Source organism: Franconibacter daqui (assembly GCF_014644275.1).
GTDB lineage: Bacteria > Pseudomonadota > Gammaproteobacteria > Enterobacterales > Enterobacteriaceae > Franconibacter > Franconibacter pulveris.
This window is the reverse complement of record NZ_BMKJ01000001.1, coordinates 280,648-302,024: the sequence shown is the minus strand read 5'-3', so window position 1 is coordinate 302,024 and position 21,377 is coordinate 280,648. Positions and strand designations below refer to the sequence as shown.

The 21,377-nt window shown below is 57.1% G+C and carries 20 protein-coding genes and 1 other annotated feature; of the genes, 12 read left to right on the top strand and 8 right to left on the bottom strand.

The features are described 5' to 3' along the window. Positions 1–9: 9 nt before the first annotated feature. The 3 genes from dnaX to IEX01_RS01415 all read right to left on the bottom strand — a co-directional run bounded on the left by dnaX (position 10) and on the right by IEX01_RS01415 (position 3,186). Entirely contained in the window at positions 10–1,926 is a 1,917-nt protein-coding gene (gene dnaX, locus IEX01_RS01425; RefSeq protein ID WP_024557385.1) for a DNA polymerase III subunit gamma/tau, read from the bottom strand. Further along, positions 607–671 (bottom strand) — a sequence feature (DnaX frameshifting element). It overlaps the preceding gene by 65 nt. Before the next feature lie 182 nt (positions 1,927–2,108). Next, complete coding sequence (gene apt / locus IEX01_RS01420; protein ID WP_024557386.1) at positions 2,109–2,660, bottom strand: adenine phosphoribosyltransferase; 552 nt, start codon at positions 2,658–2,660, stop codon at positions 2,109–2,111. Between the two features lie 148 nt (positions 2,661–2,808). Further along, positions 2,809–3,186: a DUF454 family protein gene (locus IEX01_RS01415; RefSeq protein WP_024557387.1), complete on the bottom strand. Its 378-nt coding sequence runs from the start codon at positions 3,184–3,186 to the stop codon at positions 2,809–2,811. 66 nt (positions 3,187–3,252) lie between these two features. Between IEX01_RS01415 and priC the strand changes: the two genes are divergently transcribed. Together priC and rsmS are read left to right on the top strand one after the other, a co-directional pair. Further along, positions 3,253–3,780: a primosomal replication protein PriC gene (gene priC / locus IEX01_RS01410; RefSeq protein ID WP_024557388.1), complete on the top strand. Its 528-nt coding sequence runs from the start codon at positions 3,253–3,255 to the stop codon at positions 3,778–3,780. Between the two features lie 33 nt (positions 3,781–3,813). Further along, positions 3,814–3,972, top strand: coding sequence for a pleiotropic regulatory protein RsmS (gene rsmS, locus IEX01_RS01405; RefSeq protein ID WP_071788473.1), 159 nt, complete (start codon positions 3,814–3,816; stop codon positions 3,970–3,972). A 34-nt stretch (positions 3,973–4,006) separates the two neighbouring features. On the opposite strand, the gene mscK is transcribed toward rsmS, so the two are convergent. Then, positions 4,007–7,366, bottom strand: a complete 3,360-nt coding sequence (gene mscK / locus IEX01_RS01400; protein WP_188723719.1) for a mechanosensitive channel MscK — start codon at positions 7,364–7,366, stop codon at positions 4,007–4,009. Positions 7,367–7,490: 124 nt separating this feature from the next. Then, positions 7,491–8,126, bottom strand: a complete 636-nt coding sequence (gene acrR / locus IEX01_RS01395; protein ID WP_024557390.1) for a multidrug efflux transporter transcriptional repressor AcrR — start codon at positions 8,124–8,126, stop codon at positions 7,491–7,493. Positions 8,127–8,270: 144 nt separating this feature from the next. Between acrR and acrA the strand changes: the two genes are divergently transcribed. The 6 genes from acrA to IEX01_RS01365 all read left to right on the top strand — a co-directional run bounded on the left by acrA (position 8,271) and on the right by IEX01_RS01365 (position 15,201). Then, on the top strand, positions 8,271–9,518 hold the full coding sequence (gene acrA / locus IEX01_RS01390; protein WP_188723146.1) for a multidrug efflux RND transporter periplasmic adaptor subunit AcrA: 1,248 nt from the start codon (positions 8,271–8,273) through the stop codon (positions 9,516–9,518). A gap of 22 nt (positions 9,519–9,540) precedes the next feature. Further along, positions 9,541–12,690 (top strand): multidrug efflux RND transporter permease subunit AcrB, encoded by a 3,150-nt coding sequence (acrB, locus tag IEX01_RS01385; RefSeq protein ID WP_024557392.1) that lies wholly within the window; start codon positions 9,541–9,543, stop codon positions 12,688–12,690. Between the two features lie 439 nt (positions 12,691–13,129). Beyond that, complete coding sequence (gene tomB, locus IEX01_RS01380; RefSeq protein ID WP_024557393.1) at positions 13,130–13,504, top strand: Hha toxicity modulator TomB; 375 nt, start codon at positions 13,130–13,132, stop codon at positions 13,502–13,504. A 28-nt stretch (positions 13,505–13,532) separates the two neighbouring features. Further along, complete coding sequence (hha, locus tag IEX01_RS01375) at positions 13,533–13,751, top strand: hemolysin expression-modulating protein Hha (protein ID WP_024557394.1); 219 nt, start codon at positions 13,533–13,535, stop codon at positions 13,749–13,751. Between the two features lie 272 nt (positions 13,752–14,023). Further along, positions 14,024–14,575, top strand: a complete 552-nt coding sequence (gene maa, locus IEX01_RS01370) for a maltose O-acetyltransferase (RefSeq protein WP_188723145.1) — start codon at positions 14,024–14,026, stop codon at positions 14,573–14,575. 122 nt (positions 14,576–14,697) lie between these two features. After that, positions 14,698–15,201, top strand: coding sequence for a YlaC family protein (locus tag IEX01_RS01365; protein WP_024557396.1), 504 nt, complete (start codon positions 14,698–14,700; stop codon positions 15,199–15,201). Positions 15,202–15,234: 33 nt separating this feature from the next. On the opposite strand, the gene ykgO is transcribed toward IEX01_RS01365, so the two are convergent. The 3 genes from ykgO to IEX01_RS01350 all read right to left on the bottom strand — a co-directional run bounded on the left by ykgO (position 15,235) and on the right by IEX01_RS01350 (position 17,669). Next, positions 15,235–15,375, bottom strand: a complete 141-nt coding sequence (ykgO, locus tag IEX01_RS01360) for a type B 50S ribosomal protein L36 (RefSeq protein ID WP_188723144.1) — start codon at positions 15,373–15,375, stop codon at positions 15,235–15,237. Between the two features lie 3 nt (positions 15,376–15,378). Next, entirely contained in the window at positions 15,379–15,639 is a 261-nt protein-coding gene (locus tag IEX01_RS01355; protein ID WP_188723143.1) for a type B 50S ribosomal protein L31, read from the bottom strand. 125 nt (positions 15,640–15,764) lie between these two features. Beyond that, entirely contained in the window at positions 15,765–17,669 is a 1,905-nt protein-coding gene (locus IEX01_RS01350) for a methyl-accepting chemotaxis protein (RefSeq protein ID WP_188723142.1), read from the bottom strand. 379 nt (positions 17,670–18,048) lie between these two features. On the opposite strand from IEX01_RS01350, the gene IEX01_RS01345 reads away from it, so the two are divergent. From IEX01_RS01345 to IEX01_RS01330, 4 genes are read left to right on the top strand one after another with little or no spacing between them, the layout of a single operon-like run. Further along, complete coding sequence (locus tag IEX01_RS01345) at positions 18,049–19,086, top strand: isopenicillin N synthase family dioxygenase (RefSeq protein WP_024561493.1); 1,038 nt, start codon at positions 18,049–18,051, stop codon at positions 19,084–19,086. A 22-nt stretch (positions 19,087–19,108) separates the two neighbouring features. Then, complete coding sequence (locus tag IEX01_RS01340; protein WP_024557401.1) at positions 19,109–19,915, top strand: MetQ/NlpA family ABC transporter substrate-binding protein; 807 nt, start codon at positions 19,109–19,111, stop codon at positions 19,913–19,915. Continuing rightward, entirely contained in the window at positions 19,912–20,703 is a 792-nt protein-coding gene (locus IEX01_RS01335) for a methionine ABC transporter ATP-binding protein (RefSeq protein WP_188723141.1), read from the top strand. The genes IEX01_RS01340 and IEX01_RS01335 overlap by 4 nt, the downstream gene beginning before the upstream one ends. Then, complete coding sequence (locus IEX01_RS01330) at positions 20,688–21,359, top strand: methionine ABC transporter permease (protein ID WP_188723140.1); 672 nt, start codon at positions 20,688–20,690, stop codon at positions 21,357–21,359. The genes IEX01_RS01335 and IEX01_RS01330 overlap by 16 nt, the downstream gene beginning before the upstream one ends. Positions 21,360–21,377 lie beyond the last annotated feature (18 nt).

The window sequence follows — 21,377 nt, the reverse complement described above, 5'->3', positions numbered from 1 at the left end:
CGCCGCCCGTCAAAGGGGACGAATGCTCTCTTCATCCAGATCTGCGTCGAAAAAGCGCCGCAGCGTCTGGATATTGGCATCCGCGATTATCGATTCCCGCGCCTGCGCCAGCTTCTCTTCATAGATAGCCTGCCGCCACTCCAGCGGCGTGCGCTGCGCGAGATTATCATCTTCAATAATAGTCAGTTCAACCGGCGCACCGTATAACACGCCCAGCGCCTCGGCCAGCGTTTTCTGCGCCGAAGCGGAGTTCAGATGACGCTGGCTCGGGCGCAAATGCAGCGTAATGGTTGCGCCGTCCTGCTCTTTCCAGGCGTTGAGCGCCACCTGCTCAACCAGCTTCGGCACCTGCAGGCGGCTCACTTCCGCCGCCCAGGCGTCGCGCTCAATCGCCTCTTCAGCAAGCTTCGCGGCAAGCTCTGGTGTTTTCTCATGCTCCAGCGCTTGCTTAAGGGCTTTCGGCGTCGCGACCGGCTCGACAATTTTTTCTGTAGGGTTTTGCGCTTTCCAGCGGTACGCCTCTTTCTTCGCCGGTTTTGCCTCTTCAGCCGCCGGGCGCGCCTGAGCGCGCTCGGTCACGGCCGCCAGACGTTCCAGCGCGGAAGTTTTTACCGGCCGCGCGTCGCCTGGCGCTGCCGGTTCACTCTTTTTTAGTTTGGTCGCTCCCTGCGCGCGCTGTAGCTGGCTACGCGCCTGAAGCACCTGGCTTGTGGTGTCCGGCAGCGGGGTCGCCGCCTCTCGCGGCGGCGGCGCAGGCTTCGGTTCCGGCGTGGCGTTGACTATCGGCAAGTCAACCATTTGCCGCGGCGCAGCCTCCGGCTGCGGTTCCGCCAACGGCGCGCGCGGGTGGAACGCCAGCGCCCGCAGCATGGTCATCTCTACACCCATGCGTCTGTCCGGCGCCCAGGGCAGCTCTTTGCGGCCAATCAGCAGGGTCTGGTAATAGAGCTGCACATCGGCAGGCGGCACAGTGCGGGCCAGTTCGCGCAAGCGCTGCTCAAGGGCCGCGACATCATTGCCGAGCGCCGAGGGCGACAGCTGCGCCATCGCCACCCGGTGCAGCAGGCCGAGCATCTCCACCAGCAGCGACTCCCACTCCACGCCGCGCGCGGCGGCGTCGTTAAGCAATGCCATCACGCGGTCGCCGTTAGCCGCCACCAGCGCCTCAATCAGCGACAGCGCCTGGTCGTCGTCCAGCGTGCCGAGCATCGCGCTCACCGCCTGGGTAGAGACTTCGCCGTCGCCGCTGGCGATGGCCTGGTCGGTCAGACTCAGCGCGTCGCGCAGGCTGCCGTCGGCGGCGCGCGCCAGCAGTTGCAGGGCGCGCGGCTCGTGAGCTACCTGCTCCTGGGTGAGGATCCTGTCGAGCTGATTGCGGATCTGCTCAACATCCAGCGCACGCAGATGGAATTGCAGGCAGCGTGAAAGAATCGTCACCGGCAACTTTTGCGGGTCGGTGGTGGCAAGCAGGAATTTAACGTGCGAAGGCGGCTCTTCCAGCGTTTTCAACAGCGCGTTGAAGCTGTGACGCGAGAGCATATGCACTTCGTCAATAAGATAGACTTTAAACCGGCCGCGGGCTGGCGCGTACTGCACGTTATCCAGCAAGTCACGGGTATCTTCCACTTTGGTGCGCGAGGCGGCGTCGATTTCGATTAAGTCGACAAAGCGGCCCTGTTCGATTTCGCGGCAGTTTTCACACACGCCGCAGGGCGTGGCGGTGATGCCGGTTTCACAGTTCAGCCCCTTCGCCAGCAGGCGGGCAATGGAAGTTTTCCCTACGCCGCGCGTGCCGGAAAACAGGTAAGCGTGGTGAATGCGGCCCAGCGACAACCCGTTCGCCAGAGCCGTCAACACGTGCTCCTGGCCGACGACGTCAGCAAAGGTTTGGGGGCGCCATTTACGGGCTAAGACCTGATAACTCATGGGCAGGCTCTGAAACGCTGAAAGGTGAATTCTGAAGGGGTAATGCTAACATAGCCCCACCCGATGGGCGAGGCTGATATACACGTCCTGTTTTATGCTTTTGCTTTAATGAAGCAGGATAACGCAATGCGCCGACGTTATCCTGGCGCAGGCCTTATCCTGCCTCAACAAAGCGTCGCCGATCAGTGGCCGGGGAACGGCACGAGGCTGTAGCAGGTGATGCCCTGCTTGTTCAGACGCGCTTCGCCGCCGATATCAAACAGGTTGATAATAAAGGCTGCGTCGGACACGTCGCCGCCCAGGCGGCGGATGAGCTTCACGGTCGCTTCGATGGTGCCGCCGGTCGCCAGCAGGTCATCGACCACCAGCACTTTATCGCCCGGCTTAATGGCGTCGACGTGAATTTCCAGCTGATCGGTGCCGTACTCCAGCTCGTAGCTCTCAGCGATGGTTTCACGCGGCAATTTACGCGGCTTGCGCACCGGAACGAAACCTACGCCAAGGGCCAGCGCGACAGGCGCGCCAAAGAGAAAACCGCGCGCTTCGGTGCCCACCACTTTGGTGATGCCGGCGTTTTTATAACGCTCCACCAGCAATTCAATGCTCAGGGCGTAGGCTTTCGGGTCTTCCAGCAGGCTGGTTACGTCACGAAACAGGATGCCCGGTTTTGGGTAATCCTGAATGCTTTTAATGCTGTTCTTAAGGTATTCAAGCTGCTGCGCAGTCGCGGTCATGGATAGTTGCCTGATAAAAACGGTATTACTCACAGGGCGAACGAAGGGAAAAAGTGAAGTTGTTCAGCCTTTAACCGATCGCGCCTGTACTCGAAAACGCTCGAATTTACTGGCTGCGCGCCGCAATTGCAACTACTGCAACTGCGCTTCAGGGCTTTTGTTGCTTTTCATCAACAACCGGAATGCGCCACATAAAAATCAGCAGCCCGCAAAGGATAACCAGCAACAACATGCGCACCCAAAGAATATTCACCACCCAAAGCGAAATGGCAAAGGTAATGAGGATAAAGGCGACAGCGCGCGGCTTCGCGCCGGGCGGCATGGCGCGATGTTGTTGCCAGAAGCGCAGATAGCCGCCAAACCACGAACGATAAAGCAGCCAGTCATGAAAACGTGGGGATGAGCGGGCGAAGCACCAGGCGGCCAGCAGTAAAAAAGGCGTTGTGGGCAGCAAAGGCAGCACCACGCCGAGAGTGGCCAGGGCTACCGCCAGCCAGCCGATGATGAGTAAAATGGTCCTTTGCATAAGTCTTCCCACATCAAGAAGAGCGTTACTGTAGCACAGCTCGCCCAGGGCTTTGCGGAGATGAGAATGAAAACGGCCCTATTATTGCAATCGTTACAGGCACATGTGGCGGACCTCGCCGCCCTTCTCGCGCCGCTTGCGCCTCACCAGACGCTCAGCCCCCGTTTTGACCGTCAGCTTTTCCGCGCCCGCGGCACCCGCATCGGCGATTATCTGGCGGAAATTAAGGCTCATCTTACTCAGCTGGAAGCCTTTGTCGCGCAAAATAAAACCGAGCAGGTCGCCTGGCTTGCGCCGCATCTTGCCGGACAGATAGCCGCTTTACAGCGCGAAGCCGCCACCTGGCCGCTGCGCCGCTATGACAGCGCTCACCTCGCGGCTGGCAGAATGAACGCACGGCTGTTGCAGCATCAGGACTATGAGCGCAGGCTGCTGGCGATGAAAAGCGAGCGCGAGCAGCTGCTGGCAACAGAATCAACGCTCAGCGGGCAACAGCGTTTGCAGCGCGAGCTGGAGGCGCTGGACGGTCGTCTTGCACGCTGCCGCGCCGCGCTAATGAGAATTGAGCAGGCGCTTTCGCGTATGACGCGCTAATGCTTTAAAGAAAGATTTTATAAGGAGAGTGCGATGTCGCTCGATCACGCCCCGGACGAGGTGAAGCTCGCCGTCGACTTAATCATGCTGCTGGAAAACCACCAGATCCCGCCGCAAACCGTACTGGCGGCGCTGGATATTGTGCGTCAGGACTATTTACGTAAAGCGCAGGAAGCTCGCGAGAGCGATTAACTAACAAGGGCGGCCTGAGCCGCCCTTGTGGTGCTTAACCGGCAAGGCGCTTGTCTTCGCCTGCCTCTTTACCCAAATCGCGTTTCACTTCGGTATGCTGTTCGCCTTTTTTATTGTGCAGGTGAACCTCAAGCTGGTTAAAAGCGATGTTAATGCCGTTTTCACGACACAGCCGGTCAATGGTGCGGTTAAGTTCATCCACCGTATAGCTGCGATCGCGCAGTTCACGCACGTAGAGGCGCAATTCGTGATCCAGCGTGCTTGGTCCGAAGGTGGTAAAGAAAACCGCCGGTTCCGGATCGTGCATCACTTTCGGGTGCTCCATCGCCGCCTGCAGCAGGATGGCTTTCACTTTATCCAGATCCGATCCATACGCCACGCCCAGGCGGATCACCACGCGCGTTATCGTATCGGTCAGCGACCAGTTAATCAGGCGCTCGGTCACAAACGCTTTGTTGGGGATAATGACCTCTTTGCGGTCAAAGTCGGTAATGGTCGTGGCGCGGATACGGATTTTGCTGACCGTTCCCGAGAAGGTGCCGATGGTCACCGTATCGCCAATGCGCACCGGGCGCTCAAACAGGATTATCAGACCGGAGACGAAGTTACCGAAAATCTCCTGTAGACCAAAGCCCAGACCAACCGACAGCGCCGCCGCCAGCCACTGTAACTTGTCCCACGAAACGCCGAGCGAGCCGAAGACCGTCATGGCGCCTGCGGCGATAATCACATAGTTGAGGATAGTGGTGATGGCGTACGAGGCGCCCTGGCGCATTTTCAGGCGCGAGAGCACCAGCACTTCCAGTAAACCCGGCAGGTTGCGGATCAGCGCCCAGGCGACGGTGAAGGCCACCAGCGCGAACAGGATGCTGCCCATGGTGACATTTTTCGTGACTGCCGCCCCGGCCTCGGTGCCGTTGTAATGCCACAGCACGATGCTGTCGAGATAGGCGAACACGGTGATTAAATCAGACCAGATAGCCCAGAAGACCAGGCCGAACAGCGCAAACATCACCAGCATGGTAATACGCAGCGTCTGTTGGTTAACCTGATCCAGCGCCAGCGTCGCCTCTTCTACCGGCTCCGCCCCTTCGGCGCCCTCTTTCACCATGTTCTGCCGACGCGCCAGCGCGCGGCGGTAGGCGATGCGACGCGCCGCCACGCTCAGACCGCGCAGCACGGTCTGATAGAGCAGGTTCCAGATAATCACCAGATAAACGGTCTCAATCCAGCGGCCGGCCAGACGCAGCGTGGTGTAGAAGTAACCGGTAACGGTCAGCACCAGCAGCGCCACCGGCACAATAGAGAGCACGGTTACGGTGACCAGGCGCATGGTATGCGACTCTTTATCGCGCCAGCTTTCCCGGCACATTGGCCACACCAGCGCGGCGATAAGCAGCAGGTTGAGGAAAATCATAAACTGGCCGAGCACATCATCCATCAGATGCAGCGGCGACAGTTCCGCCACGACCGACCAGAAGAGCAGCGGCAGCAGCGCAAGGCTCACGCGTACAATCTGACGACGCCAGTGGCTGGTGAGCGTGGAAGGCATCGCGAAATGGCTTACTGCCATGCCCTCTTTCTCCAGCACGCGCCAGCAGAGGCCGAACACCAGCCAGAACAGCGCCAGCTCTTTGCTGAAGGCCCACAGCAGGTCGCTGATGTTCAACTGCATCATGTAGAGGATCAACCCTACCGCAAGAATGATAAGACAAACCGGCAAAGCGCGGATGAGGTTGATAAGAATGGCTTTCGGCGTATGGAGCTGGCTGTCGTTACGCAGTTGCCCTACTTCGCCTGCGAGCTTCGCAAGGTATTGACGCAGCCAGCCGAAGCGCCAGCGGATGAGCCCGGCGATAAGCAGCAGCGGCAGCCCGGCGAGAAACGCTTTCACCATCGACGGCCAGGCTTTTTCCCAGTTGAACGTCAGCTTCATGCCTTTGATCTGGTCATGCAGCCCTTTCGGGAACGATTTAATCCACTCCCAGTCCATCGGGCGGTTACTGTTTACCCAGAAGATCTGCTGGGTCAGTATTTCCTGCAGGTTCGTGCTGACGCTCATCAACTGCTGCTGGTTGATTTGCAGATTGATGGCCATCATCAGCTGGTTGCCAAGCTGCTTATTGAGCTGGTCGAGCAGTTCGCGGCGCATATCCACAACCTGCAACAGCGCGTCGTGAACGTCCTCATTCACCTCAGCGGTATGCCCCTCTTCCAGCTTCGCGACAAAAGCATCGTTCTGGAACAGCGCGTCGCGCTGCTGGTTGACCTCGAACTGTTCAAGACGCAAATCCGCGATGCGGTTGGTCATATCCTCCAGCTCATCGGCCGAAGGCAGAGTCTGCTGTTGCTGGTAAAGAATGCGCGAAAGCAGCAGGCTGCCCTTGAGCACCGAGATCTGCTCTTTAAGCGTGCGCTCCGACTGCAACGCCCGGTCGAGCCAGTTTTTCACCCGGATATTCTGCTGCACCAGCTCGTTGCCGCTCTGGGTGGCGGTAATAAGCCGCTGGCTCAGCTGATGGTTAACATCCAGCTCCTGCTTAACCAACGGGTTGTTCTGAATGCGGCTGGCGTCTTCCGGCGTGACCGCTTCCTGGGCCGTCTTCTCCGTGATGGTCAGACGTTTGCTGTTTACCGCTTCCTGCAACAGCTGAAGCTGGTGCTCAAGGCGGTTAATATGCGCGGTCGTGTAGTCGCGCTGTTTCTGCAGCGAATCCTGAAGCGTGGTATTGCCTTCAAGGCTTTTACGCTGCTGATCTATCTGCGCGTTAAGCAGCGCCTGCTGGGCCAGCAGCAGCGTTTGCTGCGAGGGACGCAATGTCTCTTCGCCCGGCGCGGTGCCGTTCAGGCGGTTGCGAAGCTGCTGAAGCTGCTGGGAAGCGGCGTACATGGCGTTCTGAACCCGCTCCGGCTGGGTTTGCAGCGACACCAGCTGGCTGTTGAAGGTAGAGAGATCCGCCTGCGCAGCCTGTAAATCGTCCAGCACGGAAGTCACTCGCGTTTCCAGCCCGCGCAGCGAAAGCGCGTTCAGCATCTGGCGCGTGGCGTCGTCGCTTTCCTGGTTGTTCAGCGCGTTCAGGTTCTCCGTCGCCTGACGCATTTTTTCCGGCGCCTGGGTTACCTGCTGGCGAAGCTGGACGGTCTCCTGCTTCACGCGCTCGATTTTGTCGAGCGTTTCCAGCGTTTGCGTCAAATCCTGCTGAACGAGCTTATCCTGCGGCGAAAGGTTTTTTTGCTTGCCGAGCGCGTCTAACTGCGACTGGACTTCGGCACGCGTGGGCGTCTCGCTGACCGTCTGCGCAAAGGAGGCGGCGGGCAGCAAGGTGCCAAACGCCAGGACGAAGGCGAAAAAAATAACGGAAATAAGGTTCCGCAAAGGGATGTTGAGCTGCATAGTCGTTGAATGTGTCATTACGGGCTGCGAAAGGGTTTCGCGGCCGCCTGCGTGGCGCAGAGAATACCATGCCTTCCGTCCCTGGAATAGCGAAGCGCCAACCCTCCAGGAGAAATCCGACCTGCTAATTGGCGCGCAGCGTCGGGCAGAATTGATACATTTCGAGAAGAATCGCGACGTAGGTTCGCGCTTCGCTTTGTAAATCAAACATCTCCGGCGCGAAGAGCCAGTTTTCCATCAGCCCGGAAATATAACTACGCATCAAAATAGCGGCGCGACGTACCAGTAAAGTCTGCGGCAATAACCCCGCCTGCATGCATAGCTGAAGGCTCTGCTCAATACGTTCATTGCTTGCCAGGCAGAGATTGCGATGCGCCTGTTGCGCTACCGCCATTTCGCCGACAAACTCACATTTATGGTAAATAATTTCCATCATCAAACGACGCCGCTCCTCGGCGGCTGTCGCTTCGAGTATATAGACCAGAATTTCCCTTAAAACTGAGAGTGGATCGTCAGGAAATTTTGCCCGATACTCAATTTCAAGATCGGCAATGCTTGCCTCTGATAATTCCCAGATCTCGCTAAATAAATCAGACTTATTTTTGAAGTGCCAGTAAATAGCGCCACGCGTAACCCCCGCGGCTTGCGCGATATCGGCAAGGGAAGTGGCCGAAACACCCCGTTGCGAAAACAACTTTAAAGCCACATCCAGAATATGTTGTCGCGTCGCCAGCGCCTGCTGTTTGGTTTTTCGTGCCATAGGTCGATGAAAACAGGGGAGTCAGATTTACATACATTTATGAATGTATGTACCATAGCATGACGATAATATAAACGCAGCAATGGGTTTATAGACTTTTGATCCATTGATCAATTTTTGGAATCGGACACTCGAGGTTTTGATATGAACAAAAACAGAGGGCTTACGCCTCTGGCGATCGTTCTGATGCTCTCAGGCGGCTTAGCGCTTACAGGATGTGACGATAAACAGGAACAGCAACAAGCGCCGCAAGCGCCCGAGGTCGGTGTTGTAACGCTGAAAAGCGAACCTCTACAAATAACCACTGACCTGCCGGGCCGCACCAGCGCGTACCGCGTAGCGGAAGTTCGGCCTCAGGTAAGCGGCATTATCCTGAAGCGTAACTTCACGGAAGGCAGTGATATTGAAGCGGGTGTCTCGCTTTATCAGATTGATCCGGCGACCTATCAGGCGACTTATGAGAGCGCTAAAGGGGATCTGGCGCGAGCGCAGGCGGCAGCGAATATCGCTCAGGTGACGTTAAAGCGTTACCAGCGCCTGATTGGCACCAAGTACATCAGCCAGCAGGATTTTGACAACGCGCAGGCGGAAGCCCAGCAGGCTAACGCCGCCGTCGTCGCAGCCAAAGCGGCCGTAGAAACCGCGCGAATCAACCTCGCCTACACCAAAGTCACCTCCCCTATCAGCGGCCGCATTGGTAAATCCAACGTGACCGAAGGGGCGCTGGTGCAGAACGGCCAGACTACGGCGCTGGCGACTGTTCAGCAGCTGGACCCGATTTATGTCGACGTGACGCAGTCGAGCAACGATTTCCTGCGCCTGAAACAAGAGCTGGCGAACGGCAGTCTGCAACAGGAAAACGGTAAGGCGAAAGTCGAGCTGCTGACGCAGGATGGACAGAAATTCCCGCAACAAGGCACCCTCGAGTTCTCTGACGTGACAGTGGATCAAACCACCGGCTCCATTACGCTGCGCGCTATTTTCCCGAACCCCGATCGCACGCTGCTGCCGGGCATGTTTGTTCGCGCCCGTCTGGAAGAAGGGGTTAACCCGAACGCCATTCTGGTGCCGCAGCAGGGCGTAGCCCGTACGCCGCGCGGGGACGCGACAGTAATGGTGGTTGGCGCAGGGGATAAAGTCGAAGTGCGTCCGGTTACCACCGCCCAGGCTATCGGCGATAAGTGGCTGGTAACCGACGGGGTGAAAGCGGGCGACCGCGTGATTATCACTGGCCTGCAAAAAGTGCGCCCTGGCGCGCAGGTAAAAGCGCAGGAAGTGGCAGCAAACCAGGAAAACCAGCAACAACAGCAGAATCCGCAACAGAATCAGCAACAAGCTGGCTCAGGCGAAGCCGCCAACGCAGGCGGTCAGTCAGAGCAACCGAAGTCTTAACTTAAACAGGAGCCGTTAAGACATGGCTAAGTTTTTTATCGATCGCCCCATTTTTGCGTGGGTGATCGCCATCATCATCATGCTGGCGGGGGCATTGTCCATTATGAACCTGCCCATCGCGCAATATCCTTCCATTGCGCCGCCAGCCGTGACGATTAACGCCACTTACCCGGGCGCTGACGCAAAAACGGTGCAGGATACCGTAACGCAGGTTATCGAACAGAACATGAACGGTATCGATGGCCTGATGTACATGTCCTCCACCAGCGACTCTTCGGGTACCGTCCAGATAACCCTGACGTTTGAATCCGGCACCGATGCGGATATCGCCCAGGTGCAGGTGCAGAACAAGCTGCAGCTCGCGATGCCGCTGTTGCCGCAGGAAGTGCAGCAACAGGGCGTAAGCGTTGAGAAATCTTCCAGCAGCTTCCTGATGGTGCTTGGCATGATAAGCACCAATGGGTCGATGACGCAGGAAGATATCGCTGACTACGTGGGCGCCACCATTAAAGACCCGATTAGCCGTACCAGCGGCGTGGGCGACGTGCAGCTGTTCGGCTCGCAGTACGCGATGCGTATCTGGCTTGACCCGAACAAGCTGAACAACTTCCAGCTCACTCCGGTTGACGTTATCAACGCCATCAAAGCGCAGAACGCCCAGGTGGCGGCAGGCCAGCTTGGCGGCGCGCCGCCGGTAAAAGGCCAGCAGCTTAACGCCTCGATAATCGCGCAAACCCGCCTGACCTCTGCTGATGAGTTCAGCAAAATCCTGCTGAAGGTGAATCAGGATGGTTCGCAGGTTCGCCTGCGCGACGTGGCGAAAGTGGAGCTTGGCGGCGAAAACTACGACGTTATCGCGAAGTTCAACGGCCAGCCTGCTGCGGGTCTCGGGATTAAGCTTGCTACCGGCGCGAACGCGCTCGATACCGCAGAAGCGGTTCGCGCGACCATCGCCGAGCTTGAACCTTACTTCCCGGCCGGTCTGAAAGTGGTTTACCCGTACGACACGACGCCGTTCGTGAAAATTTCAATCAACGAAGTAGTAAAAACGCTGGTTGAAGCTATCGTGCTGGTATTCCTGGTGATGTACCTGTTCTTGCAGAACTTCCGCGCGACGCTGATCCCGACCATCGCCGTACCGGTCGTACTGCTGGGCACCTTCGCCATCCTCGCGGCGTTTGGCTACTCGATAAACACCCTTACCATGTTCGGTATGGTGCTCGCCATCGGTCTGCTGGTGGATGACGCCATCGTGGTGGTGGAAAACGTCGAACGCGTCATGGTGGAAGACGGGTTGCCGCCTAAAGAGGCGACGCGCAAATCCATGGGGCAGATCCAGGGCGCGCTGGTGGGTATCGCCCTGGTGCTCTCGGCGGTGTTTATTCCGATGGCCTTCTTCGGCGGTTCGACCGGCGCTATCTATCGTCAGTTCTCGATAACTATCGTTTCCGCGATGGTGCTGTCGGTGCTGGTGGCGTTGATTCTGACCCCTGCGCTTTGCGCCACTCTGCTTAAGCCTGTGGCGAAAGGCGACCACGGCGAAGGCAAAAAAGGCTTCTTCGGCTGGTTTAACCGCATGTTCGATAAGAGCGCGCACCATTACACCGACAGCGTAGGCAACATCCTGCGCAGCACCGGTCGTTATCTGCTGCTTTATTTGATCATCGTGGTGGGCATGGCGTACCTGTTTGTTCGACTGCCAAGCTCCTTCCTGCCGGATGAAGACCAGGGCGTATTCCTGACCATGGCGCAGCTGCCGGCGGGCGCGACGCAAGAGCGCACCCAGAAAGTGCTCGACGAGGTAACCGACTACTACCTGACCAAAGAGAAAGCGAACGTTAACTCTGTCTTTACCGTTAACGGCTTTGGTTTCTCCGGTCGCGGCCAGAACACCGGTATCGCGTTCGTTTCGCTGAAAAACTGGGATGAGCGTCCTGGCGCGGAAAACAAAGTCGAGGCGATTACCGGTCGTGCGATGGGCCGCTTCTCACAGATTAAAGATGCGATGGTCTTCGCCTTTAACCTGCCGGCTATCGTCGAACTGGGCACCGCGACAGGCTTTGACTTCGAGCTTATCGACCAGGCGAACCTGGGGCATGAGAAGCTGACTCAAGCGCGTAACCAGCTGCTTGGCGAAGCGGCGCAGCACCCTGACCTGCTCTCTCAGGTCCGTCCAAACGGCCTGGAAGATACGCCGCAGTTCAAGATTGATATTGACCAGGAGAAAGCGCAGGCGCTGGGCGTCTCCATCAGCGATATCAATACTACGCTGGGCGCAGCGTGGGGTGGCAGCTACGTTAACGACTTCATCGACCGTGGTCGCGTGAAGAAAGTGTACGTGATGTCCGAAGCGCAGTACCGCATGCTGCCAAACGATATCAACAGCTGGTTCGTACGCGGCGCTGACGGCCAGATGGTGCCTTTCTCCGCCTTCTCAACCACGCGCTGGGAGTATGGTTCGCCACGACTGGAGCGCTATAACGGTCTGCCTGCGATGGAAATCCAGGGTCAGGCGGTTGCGGGCAAGAGTACGGGTGAGGCGATGGCGATGATGGAAGAGCTGGCGTCTAAACTGCCGACCGGGATTGGCTATGACTGGACCGGCATGTCCTATCAGGAACGCCTCTCCGGCAACCAGGCCCCTGCCCTGTACGCCATCTCGCTTATCGTGGTGTTCTTGTGTCTCGCCGCGCTGTATGAGAGCTGGTCGATTCCGTTCTCGGTCATGCTGGTGGTGCCGCTCGGCGTTATCGGCGCGCTGCTGGCGGCCTCGCTGCGCGGCCTGAACAACGACGTTTACTTCCAGGTGGGCCTGTTGACCACCATCGGTCTGTCGGCGAAGAACGCCATTTTGATTGTGGAATTCGCCAAGGATCTGATGGAGAAAGAAGGCAAAGGCCTGATAGAAGCGACGCTGGACGCGGTGCGTATGCGTCTGCGTCCGATTCTGATGACCTCACTGGCGTTTATCCTCGGGGTAATGCCGCTGGTTATCAGCTCCGGCGCAGGCTCCGGCGCGCAGAACGCCGTGGGCACCGGCGTAATGGGCGGCATGGTGACCGCAACCGTACTGGCTATCTTCTTCGTACCGGTCTTCTTTGTGGTGGTGCGCCGCCGCTTCAGTCGTAAGAACGAAGATATTGAGCACAGCCATCCGGTTGAGCATCATTAATCTAAAAGGCCGCGCAAGCGGCCTTTTCTTTTTAGCCTAATTATCCCTCGCGTTATTCCCGGTTTATTCTTTCTGACTCGCCCATTAACATCAGGGTTATTAATATTCGTCATCAATAAATACTAAGATTATTCTCATAAATAAGCCGTCAGTATTAGAGACTATTCCACAGAAAAGAAGGTTCGGGTTATTTATAGTTAAAAGCTGGATAGCCGAACCGTAAAGGTGCGCGCTCTTAACGTGGATATTCAGTTTTGCCTATATGATCGAGAGGCTTAACCGATTAATTGTAATTTTTCGTAATAGCGCGAGGAAAAATCCAAAAGCCTGTTTTATAGTTAAAGCAGATTGAAAATGGAGACCGAAGCCTTCATATAAGTGAAGTATCTGCCCCTCAGCCGTCACGTGGTAAAAATTTTCGCTAAAAAGGGGGTTGCGTATGGACGAATACTCACCAAAACGGCATGATATAGCCCAGCTAAAATTCCTCTGTGAAAGCCTGTATCATGACTGTCTCGCTAATCTGGGTGAGAGTAATCATGGGTGGGTTAACGACCCGACCTCAGCGGTCAACCTGCAGTTGAATGAACTGATTGAGCATATCGCCAGCTTCGCACTTAATTACAAAATTAAGTATGAGGAAGACAATGTGCTGATTGAACAAATTGATGAATATCTGGATGATACTTTTATGTTGTTCAGCAATTACGGCATTAATGCGCAGGATTTGCAGAAATGGCGTAAATCCGGGAATCGCCTGTTTCGCTGCTTCGTCAACGCCAGCCGCGCCAATCCGGTGAGTCTCTCTTTTTAAAACTATTACAAGCAGTTAAGGTGCAACGATGTCTACCAAACCACTCACTAAAATTGATTATTTAATGCGACTGCGACGCTGTCAGACGATCGATACTCTTGAGCGCGTTATTGAAAAAAACAAATACGAATTATCTGACAATGAACTGGCGGTTTTTTATTCCGCTGCCGATCATCGTCTCGCAGAGCTGACCATGAATAAGCTCTACGACAAAATCCCTACTTCAGTGTGGAAATTTGTACGTTAATTTTTTGTAAGTCCTTTAATTTTGAGCACCCTTTAATAAGTCGTGCGTTTTCCGCGTCTCGGGTTGACGTTACGCGTTGCTGTCGACGCCATGTTAGTGTTGAGCCATCTGGCTGATTTACCGCGCCGGGTTTGCCGCTCCATTAACATGGCTCCGTAACTGTTTCTGATATAGCGCCAGCGGTTCCGCTCCTCATATTTTTTCTCACTATTTTGTATTACCTTACAGACACCGATAACGGCCCTGGGCAGATACCGTCAGGTAGACAAAATATGAGTGAAGAAAAACGCAAAATGATCGCCGGCGAGCTTTATCGCCCGGAAGACCCGACGCTTAAAGCGGACCGCCTGCGCGCGCGACAACGCCTGCACGCCTTTAATCACAGCGAGCCGGAAGAGAAAGCGTTGCGCAACCAGCTTCTTAACGAACTGCTGGGCGCAGGGAAAAACGCTTATTTTGAGCCGCCATTTCGCTGCGATTATGGCTATAACATTTTCGTCGGCAACGATTTTTACGCCAATTTTGATTGCGTGATTCTGGATGTTTGCCCGGTGCGTATAGGCAATAACTGCATGCTCGCGCCAGGCGTACATATTTATACCGCCACGCACCCGCTGGACCCGGCGGCGCGCAACAGCGGCGCGGAATATGGCAAACCGGTGACGATTGGCGATAACGTCTGGATTGGCGGACGGGCTATTATTAATCCGGGCGTCACTATCGGCCATAATGTCGTCATTGGTTCCGGGGCCGTCGTCACGCAGGATATCCCTGACAACAGCGTCGCCGTAGGCAATCCGGCGCGCGTAATAAAAACGCTTTAACCAGCACAGGCGCCAAACTGTTATAGCTATTTCGGCGCCTTCTGTTACTTTTTAACGCCTCTGCGCGCCAGTAAAATGGTTTCGTCACCCCGTCCTTGCGCAACGCAACAGAAAGGTTTTGCATGACAGAAATACAGCGCCTGCTTATCGCCACTATCGACGAGCTTAATCGCAAAGAAAAGCGCGACAATCGTCCACGCTTCAGCATTAGCTTTATTCGCAACCACCCCTGGCTTTTCATCGCCATGTATGTCGGCTGGCTTGCCACGCTGGCGGTGATGTTGCAGTCCGAAACGCTCGCGGGCTCCGTCTGGCTGCTGGTGGTGCTTTTCGTTCTGCTGAACGGCTTTTTCTTTTTTGATGTGAATCCGCGCTACCGCTACGAAGATATCGACGTGCTGGACTTGCGGGTTTGCTACAACGGGGAGTGGTATAACACGCGCTTCGTGCCGCCTTCCCTGATTGACGAGATCCAGCACTCGCCGCGCATCAGCGAAGAGCAAAAAGCGATGTTGAATAAAATGCTCGCCCGAAAAGGCGAACTCTCGTTCTACGATATCTATTCGCTGGATAAAGGCGTAGCGCCGCTCCCGGCGTCAATGTCCGCGCCTGTCCCTGCCCGTTAAAATAAAACCCCCGCCTGCAAGCGGGGGTTTTGCTTAACGTCGTTTTTTTCTGCCCTGCACCGCCTTAAAGCGCGGGTTAGATTTACAAATCACATACAGTCTCCCTTTACGCTTCACAATCTGGCAGTCCGAATGGCGCGCCTTCGCGTTACGTAATGAATTCAGCACCTGCATGGTTTAGCCCCGTTTTACATTGATAAAGCCCGCATAGCGCTGGCGGAAACGGGCGGCGCTGCCTTCGTTAGCGAAGGTTTTCTGGCGACCGGTGTAATAAGGGTGCGAAGCCGAAGAGACATCAATGGTGACATAGGGATAGGTCACGCCGTCTAGCTCAATCTCGCGATCGGTTTTCATGGTCGAACCCACTTTGAAGTACTCATTCGCGCTGGTGTCATGAAACACCACGGTGCGGTAATGGGGATGAATGTTCTCTTTCATATCCGCCTCATTTGATATGTTATAACGTATCAATATCGTAAGGGCGTTGACAGACAATTGCAAGGGACAGAGAGAAAAAGCGAAGAAGAAAGGATAAGCGCGCCGGTAAACCGACGCGCCAGGGGTCAGAGACGGAAGCCAGCAACCACCAGATCGAGCTGCTGCGTCTGTTCGGTCATTGAGTGGGAAGCCGCTGAGACTTCCTGCACCAGCGCGGCGTTCTGCTGAGTGGTGCTGTCGAGCTGGTTAATGGCGATATTTACCTGCTCAATGCCCGCGCTTTGCTCACGGCTGGAGGACATGATTTCGCCCATCAGCGTGGTGACATTGCGCACGCCCTGCAACAGCTCTTCCATCGTGGCGCCCGCTTCAGTCACCAGTTCTGTTGCCACGTCGATATTGCTGACAGAGGTTTCAATAAGCTGCTTAATCTCACGGGCGGATTGCGCCGAGCGTTGCGCAAGGTTGCGTACTTCCTGCGCCACTACCGCGAAGCCCCTGCCCTGCTCGCCTGCGCGCGCCGCTTCCACCGCCGCGTTAAGCGCCAGGATATTGGTCTGGAAGGCGATGGAGTCGATGACGCTAATAATATCCACCACCTTGCCGGACGAAGCCTGAATGCTGCTCATGGTCGTCACGACCTGCTTCACTACCTCGCCGCCCCGCTCCGCGACCTGCGAAGCTTCATGCGCCAGCTTATTGGCATGCGCGGCGTTGTCCGCGTTCTGGCGAACGGTACTGGTCAGCTCCTCCATTGAGGCGGCGGTTTCTTCAATAGAGCTCGCCTGGTCTTCAGTTCGCGCCGAGAGATCCTGGTTGCCGGTAGAGATTTGCTGCGACGCGGAAGAGATAGCCCGCGCGCTGTCGCCGACCTGACGCAGCATGGTTTGCAGGTAAGCAATCACGCCGTTGAAGCTGTCGATAATGGCGTTGAACTCCGGGCTGCTGGTCGGCTCAAGACGTTGGGTCAAATCTGCGCCGCCCGCGGAGAGGCGGCTGATGTTGTGATTCAAATCCGCCAGACGGCGCATCAGCGAGCGAATGAACAGCACCAGCACGCCGAGCAGCAGCAGCGCCATCGGGATCTGCACCATGCTCAGGCGTCCCATGATGGTGCTGGTTTGCTGCGTCAGCAGCGAAGTCGGCAGGTCAACGGCGATAATCCACGGGCTGCCTTTAATCGCCTGCAGCATCACCGTATGCGATTCGCCGTCGTTGTCATACTCCTGCTCGCCGCTTTGTCCCGCCTGATAACCGTTCAGCATCGCCTTCACGGTCTGCGCCATCGGGTTTGCGCCCATCTCTGAGAGGTTTTTCAGGCTGGCGGTTTTACCAATCTGATCGGCGTTGCCGACGATTTTGCCATCCGCTTCCACAATCAGCACGCGTCCCTGGATAGCTTCATCCATCTGCTTCGCCAGCTGGTTGAAAAAGCCGAGCGTGACGTCGATGGTGGCAACGCCCCACGGCTCCCCGTCTTTGGTGATGGCCATCGCGCAGTTGGTGCGCGGCTGCGGGCTGGCGTCATCCTGATAGGCGTTAGCCCAGGCGCACTGTCCGGCAGGCGAAGCGAGGCCCGCTTTGTACCACACCTGCTCGTAATAGTTCGGCGCCGCTTCCGAGTTCCAGTAGGTATTCACCTCCAGCTGATTGCTGCTGGGGTTGCGGGCAAAGAAGGTGCTGAACTTATTGCGTCCCGCCTCCCGTTTCTCCGGCAACGGCCAGATGCCGCCGCCAAACACATTCACATCTTTATATTGATCGACAAGCGCGGGCAGCAGGCGGTCAATCTCTTCACTCTGCATCGCCGCAGCGGTCTGGGTGACGGTGCGCATCTGCGCCTGCACGCGGTTCATCTGTTCAACAATGCTGACGGCCACATTGCCGACCTCATAGCGAATCAGCTGAGTTTCACTGCGTTTAATTTGTGGCGTGACGAAAAAATGAATGACCAACATGGTCACCCCCGTCAACACGGCGAAAAAGAGACACAGAGCCACAATAAAACGGGATTGGGTCGTTCTTAACATAATCAGATACCTGCTGGCTGTCTGGCGGTGCGCCTTTGGTGGACAACGGCAGGTGGCGGGTAAACTTGAATGAAAAATAGATCTGCGTAAAAACTAATGGTTTCAGGCCGAAACTAACTTGCTGATCTGACACAAACCTTTCCGGTTTAATGAAACATTTTGAAATACTTTCGCTTATGCAACCGCTGCAAATGCTTCGAACCCTGCTCGTACATAACTTAGAAATTAAGGGTATTGGTCGGCAGAAAAACCTTCTGGCAGGGTAGAAGCCACTGCCGAACCAGACCAGAAAGGAAAACCGACATGATGCCGAGCCGCTGTTGTGCCCAACCGTTCACTGTTAACCGCACTGACCCTGTTTATGCTTACGGAGAACATTATGAGCACCGCTTCCCTCACCGCCCTGCCCCTTCTCGATCTCGCAAGGCTTAACGCCGGCCCCGCTGATAAAGCGGACTTTTTAGCGCAACTGCGTCAGGCGGCCCGCGACATCGGCTTTTTCTATATTACCAACCATGGGATTGACGCCGCGCTTTCGCAACGCGTGCAGCAGGAAGCGCGCCGCTTCTTCGCCCTGCCGGATGCGCAAAAGCAGCAGGTGGCGATGATCCACTCTCCTCATTTTCGCGGCTATAACCGCGCCGCCGCTGAGATAACCCGCGGCAAACCAGACTGGCGCGAGCAGTTTGATATCGGCGCCGAGCGCCCTGCGCTGTTGCTGGCGGAGAGCGACCCGCGCTGGCGTCGCCTGCAGGGGCCGAACCTGTGGCCGGAAAGCCAGCCTTCGCTCAAACCGGTGCTGCTGCGCTGGCAGAGCGAAATGACCCGGATGGCGCTGACGCTGCTGCGCGCCTTCGCCGAGGCGCTGGCGCTGGCGCACAACGCCTTCGACCCGCTTTATGGCGATAAGCCCAATGAGCACATCAAACTTATCCGCTATCCCGGCAAGCTGCCTTCGCAAAGCAACCAGGGCGTCGGCGCGCATAAAGACTCCGGCTTCTTGAGTTTCCTGCTGCAGGATGAGCAAAAAGGCTTGCAGGTGGAGGTGTCGCCGGGCCGCTGGATTGACGCCGCGCCGCTGCCAGGCACTTTTGTGGTGAATATCGGCGAGCTGCTGGAGTTGGCCACTAACGGTTACCTGCGCGCCACGGTACACCGCGTGGAATCGCCGCCTGCAGGCCAGGAACGCCTTTCCATCGCGTTTTTCCTTGGCGCGCAGTTGGACGCGACTGTACCGGTCTACGCTCTGCCCGAGCGGCTTGCCCGTGAAGCGCACGGACCGGAGAGCGATCCGCTCAACCCGCTGCTGCGTGATGTGGGCTGGAACTACCTGAAAGGCCGCCTTCGCTCGCACCCTGACGTGGCTGAGCGCTATTACCGTGACGTACTGCGCCAGAGCGCGGAAATTATCGCCTGATTAACAATAAGGAAAACGACCTATGAAACATGCCGCATTTAAACTGGCAGGGGCCGCGTTGTCCCTCTCTCTGGCGCTCTCCGCTTACGCCGCCGAGCCGCTGCGCGTTGCGGCGGACCCGGTGCCGCACGCGGAAATCCTCAATTTCATTAAGAAACTCGACCCGAAGCTCGATTTAAAAGTGGTCGAACTCACAAGCGGCGTTAATGCCAACGAGCTGCTGGCGAACGGCGACGTAGACGCTAACTATTTCCAGCATGTGCCTTACCTGAAAGACCAGGAAAAAGCACTCGGCAAAACCTTCGCCGTGGCGGCCACGGTGCACATAGAGCCGCTTGGCATCTACTCGCACAAGTATAAAGATCTTAAATCGGTGCCGGAAAACGCCACTGTCGCGGTACCGAATAACGTCACCAATTTAAGCCGCGCGCTGTTCCTGCTGCAAAGCCAGGGCTTGATTAAGTTAAAGCCGGGGTTCAACGATCCGGCGAATAATCTCGCCACGCCGAAATCGATCGCGGAAAATCCGAAAAAGCTGAAGATCCTGGAAGTGGAATCGCCGCAGATCCCGCGCTCGCTGGATGATGTGGATCTGGCAGTCATCAACGGCAACTACGCGCTGGAGGCGGGGCTGACGCCAGCGAAAGATGCGCTGGGCCTTGAGAGCGCGGAGCATAACCCCTACGCCAATATTCTGGTGACCAACCCCAATCTGGCAAGCGATCCGCGCATCAAAGAACTGGCGAAAGATCTCCAGTCGCCGCAGGTGGCGGAATTTATTCGCAAGCAGTACAACGGTTCGGTGATCCCGGTGGCGCCGCAGTCATGATAGCTATTGAGCGGCTGAGCAAAGTGTACGCCGGAGAAGGCCGACCGGCGCTGAACGAGGTCTCCTTAACCGTGCCGGACGGCGCGATTTACGGCATCCTGGGCCGCAGCGGCGCCGGAAAAAGCACGCTTATTCGCTGTCTCAATCTGCTGGAGCGGCCCACGTCGGGCCGCATCCTGATGAACGGGCGGGATATCACGCAGCTCACGTCGCGCGAGCTGCGTCAGCATCGCCAGCGCACCGGCATGATCTTCCAGCATTTCAATTTACTGCATGCCCGTACGGTGGCAGACAACGTGGCGGTGCCGCTGGAGATAGCAGGCCAGCCGCGCGCGCAGCGGGAAGCCCGGGTGGCGGAGCTGCTTGCGCTGGTCGGGCTTCACGACAAAGCCCACGCCTTTCCCTCACAGCTCTCCGGCGGACAGAAGCAGCGGGTCGGCATCGCCCGGGCGCTGGCCGCCCGTCCCGACGTTCTGCTGTGCGACGAAGCCACCAGCGCGCTCGACCCGGAGACCACCGCTTCCGTGCTGGCGCTGCTCGCCGATATCAATCGCCAGCTTGGGCTGACTATCGTGCTGATAACCCACGAACTGGAAGTGGTAAAAGCGATTTGCGACCACGCCGCGCTGCTGGAACAGGGGCAACTGATTGAAAGCGGGAGCCTGAGCGAACTGCTGCAGGCGCCTTGGTCGAGGCTGCGCCAGACGCTGGTGCGCGACAGCGTCGCACAGCAGGCCTTTTTGCGCCGGCATGGCGTTGACGGGAGGATGTTATGGGAAGTCGCATGAGCTGGGAGGAGGTCTGGCCGATACTGCTTAACGGCACGCTGGAAACGCTCTATATGGTGGGACTGGCGGCGCTGTTTACGGTGCTGGTCGGCTTGCCGGTTGGGGTGCTGCTGTTTATCTCGCGCCGCGACGGCGTCTTGCCGCTGCCCCACCTGAATGCGGTGCTGGGCGCGGCGATAAATACAGGCCGTTCGCTGCCGTTCATCGTGCTGCTGGTGGCGCTTATTCCCTTTACCCGCCTGCTTATCGGCACCACGCTTGGCAGCACCGCTGCGGTCGTGCCCATTACCCTCGGCGCGTTTCCCTTTTTCGCCCGGGTGGTGGAGAACGCGCTCGACGAAGTGGATAAAGGACGCATAGAGGCTGTGCTGTCGATGGGCGGCACTATCTGGCACATCATCGCCAAAGCGCTGCTCCCCGAGGCGTTGCCCGCTATTCTGGCCGGCATCACGCTGACCGTGGTGATGCTGATTGGCTTCTCTTCGATGGCGGGCGTCATCGGCGGCGGCGGGCTTGGCGACCTCGCCATCCGCTACGGCTATCAGCGCTTTAACGACCAGATTATGGCGGGCACGGTGGTTATCCTTATCGCCCTGGTCCAACTGGTGCAATCCTCCGGCGACCGGTTGGTGCGCCGCCTTGCCCATCGCCGCTAATGCTCGCGCCGGGAAAGC

Coding starts and splice junctions, on each gene's coding strand:
- dnaX (WP_024557385.1), bottom strand. CDS start 1,926: ATGAGTTATCAGGTCTTAGCCCGTAAATGGCGCCCCCAAACCTTTGCT.
- apt (WP_024557386.1), bottom strand. CDS start 2,660: ATGACCGCGACTGCGCAGCAGCTTGAATACCTTAAGAACAGCATTAAA.
- IEX01_RS01415 (WP_024557387.1), bottom strand. CDS start 3,186: ATGCAAAGGACCATTTTACTCATCATCGGCTGGCTGGCGGTAGCCCTG.
- priC (WP_024557388.1), top strand. CDS start 3,253: ATGAAAACGGCCCTATTATTGCAATCGTTACAGGCACATGTGGCGGAC.
- rsmS (WP_071788473.1), top strand. CDS start 3,814: ATGTCGCTCGATCACGCCCCGGACGAGGTGAAGCTCGCCGTCGACTTA.
- mscK (WP_188723719.1), bottom strand. CDS start 7,366: ATGCAGCTCAACATCCCTTTGCGGAACCTTATTTCCGTTATTTTTTTC.
- acrR (WP_024557390.1), bottom strand. CDS start 8,126: ATGGCACGAAAAACCAAACAGCAGGCGCTGGCGACGCGACAACATATT.
- acrA (WP_188723146.1), top strand. CDS start 8,271: ATGAACAAAAACAGAGGGCTTACGCCTCTGGCGATCGTTCTGATGCTC.
- acrB (WP_024557392.1), top strand. CDS start 9,541: ATGGCTAAGTTTTTTATCGATCGCCCCATTTTTGCGTGGGTGATCGCC.
- tomB (WP_024557393.1), top strand. CDS start 13,130: ATGGACGAATACTCACCAAAACGGCATGATATAGCCCAGCTAAAATTC.
- hha (WP_024557394.1), top strand. CDS start 13,533: ATGTCTACCAAACCACTCACTAAAATTGATTATTTAATGCGACTGCGA.
- maa (WP_188723145.1), top strand. CDS start 14,024: ATGAGTGAAGAAAAACGCAAAATGATCGCCGGCGAGCTTTATCGCCCG.
- IEX01_RS01365 (WP_024557396.1), top strand. CDS start 14,698: ATGACAGAAATACAGCGCCTGCTTATCGCCACTATCGACGAGCTTAAT.
- ykgO (WP_188723144.1), bottom strand. CDS start 15,375: ATGCAGGTGCTGAATTCATTACGTAACGCGAAGGCGCGCCATTCGGAC.
- IEX01_RS01355 (WP_188723143.1), bottom strand. CDS start 15,639: ATGAAAGAGAACATTCATCCCCATTACCGCACCGTGGTGTTTCATGAC.
- IEX01_RS01350 (WP_188723142.1), bottom strand. CDS start 17,669: ATGTTAAGAACGACCCAATCCCGTTTTATTGTGGCTCTGTGTCTCTTT.
- IEX01_RS01345 (WP_024561493.1), top strand. CDS start 18,049: ATGAGCACCGCTTCCCTCACCGCCCTGCCCCTTCTCGATCTCGCAAGG.
- IEX01_RS01340 (WP_024557401.1), top strand. CDS start 19,109: ATGAAACATGCCGCATTTAAACTGGCAGGGGCCGCGTTGTCCCTCTCT.
- IEX01_RS01335 (WP_188723141.1), top strand. CDS start 19,912: ATGATAGCTATTGAGCGGCTGAGCAAAGTGTACGCCGGAGAAGGCCGA.
- IEX01_RS01330 (WP_188723140.1), top strand. CDS start 20,688: ATGGGAAGTCGCATGAGCTGGGAGGAGGTCTGGCCGATACTGCTTAAC.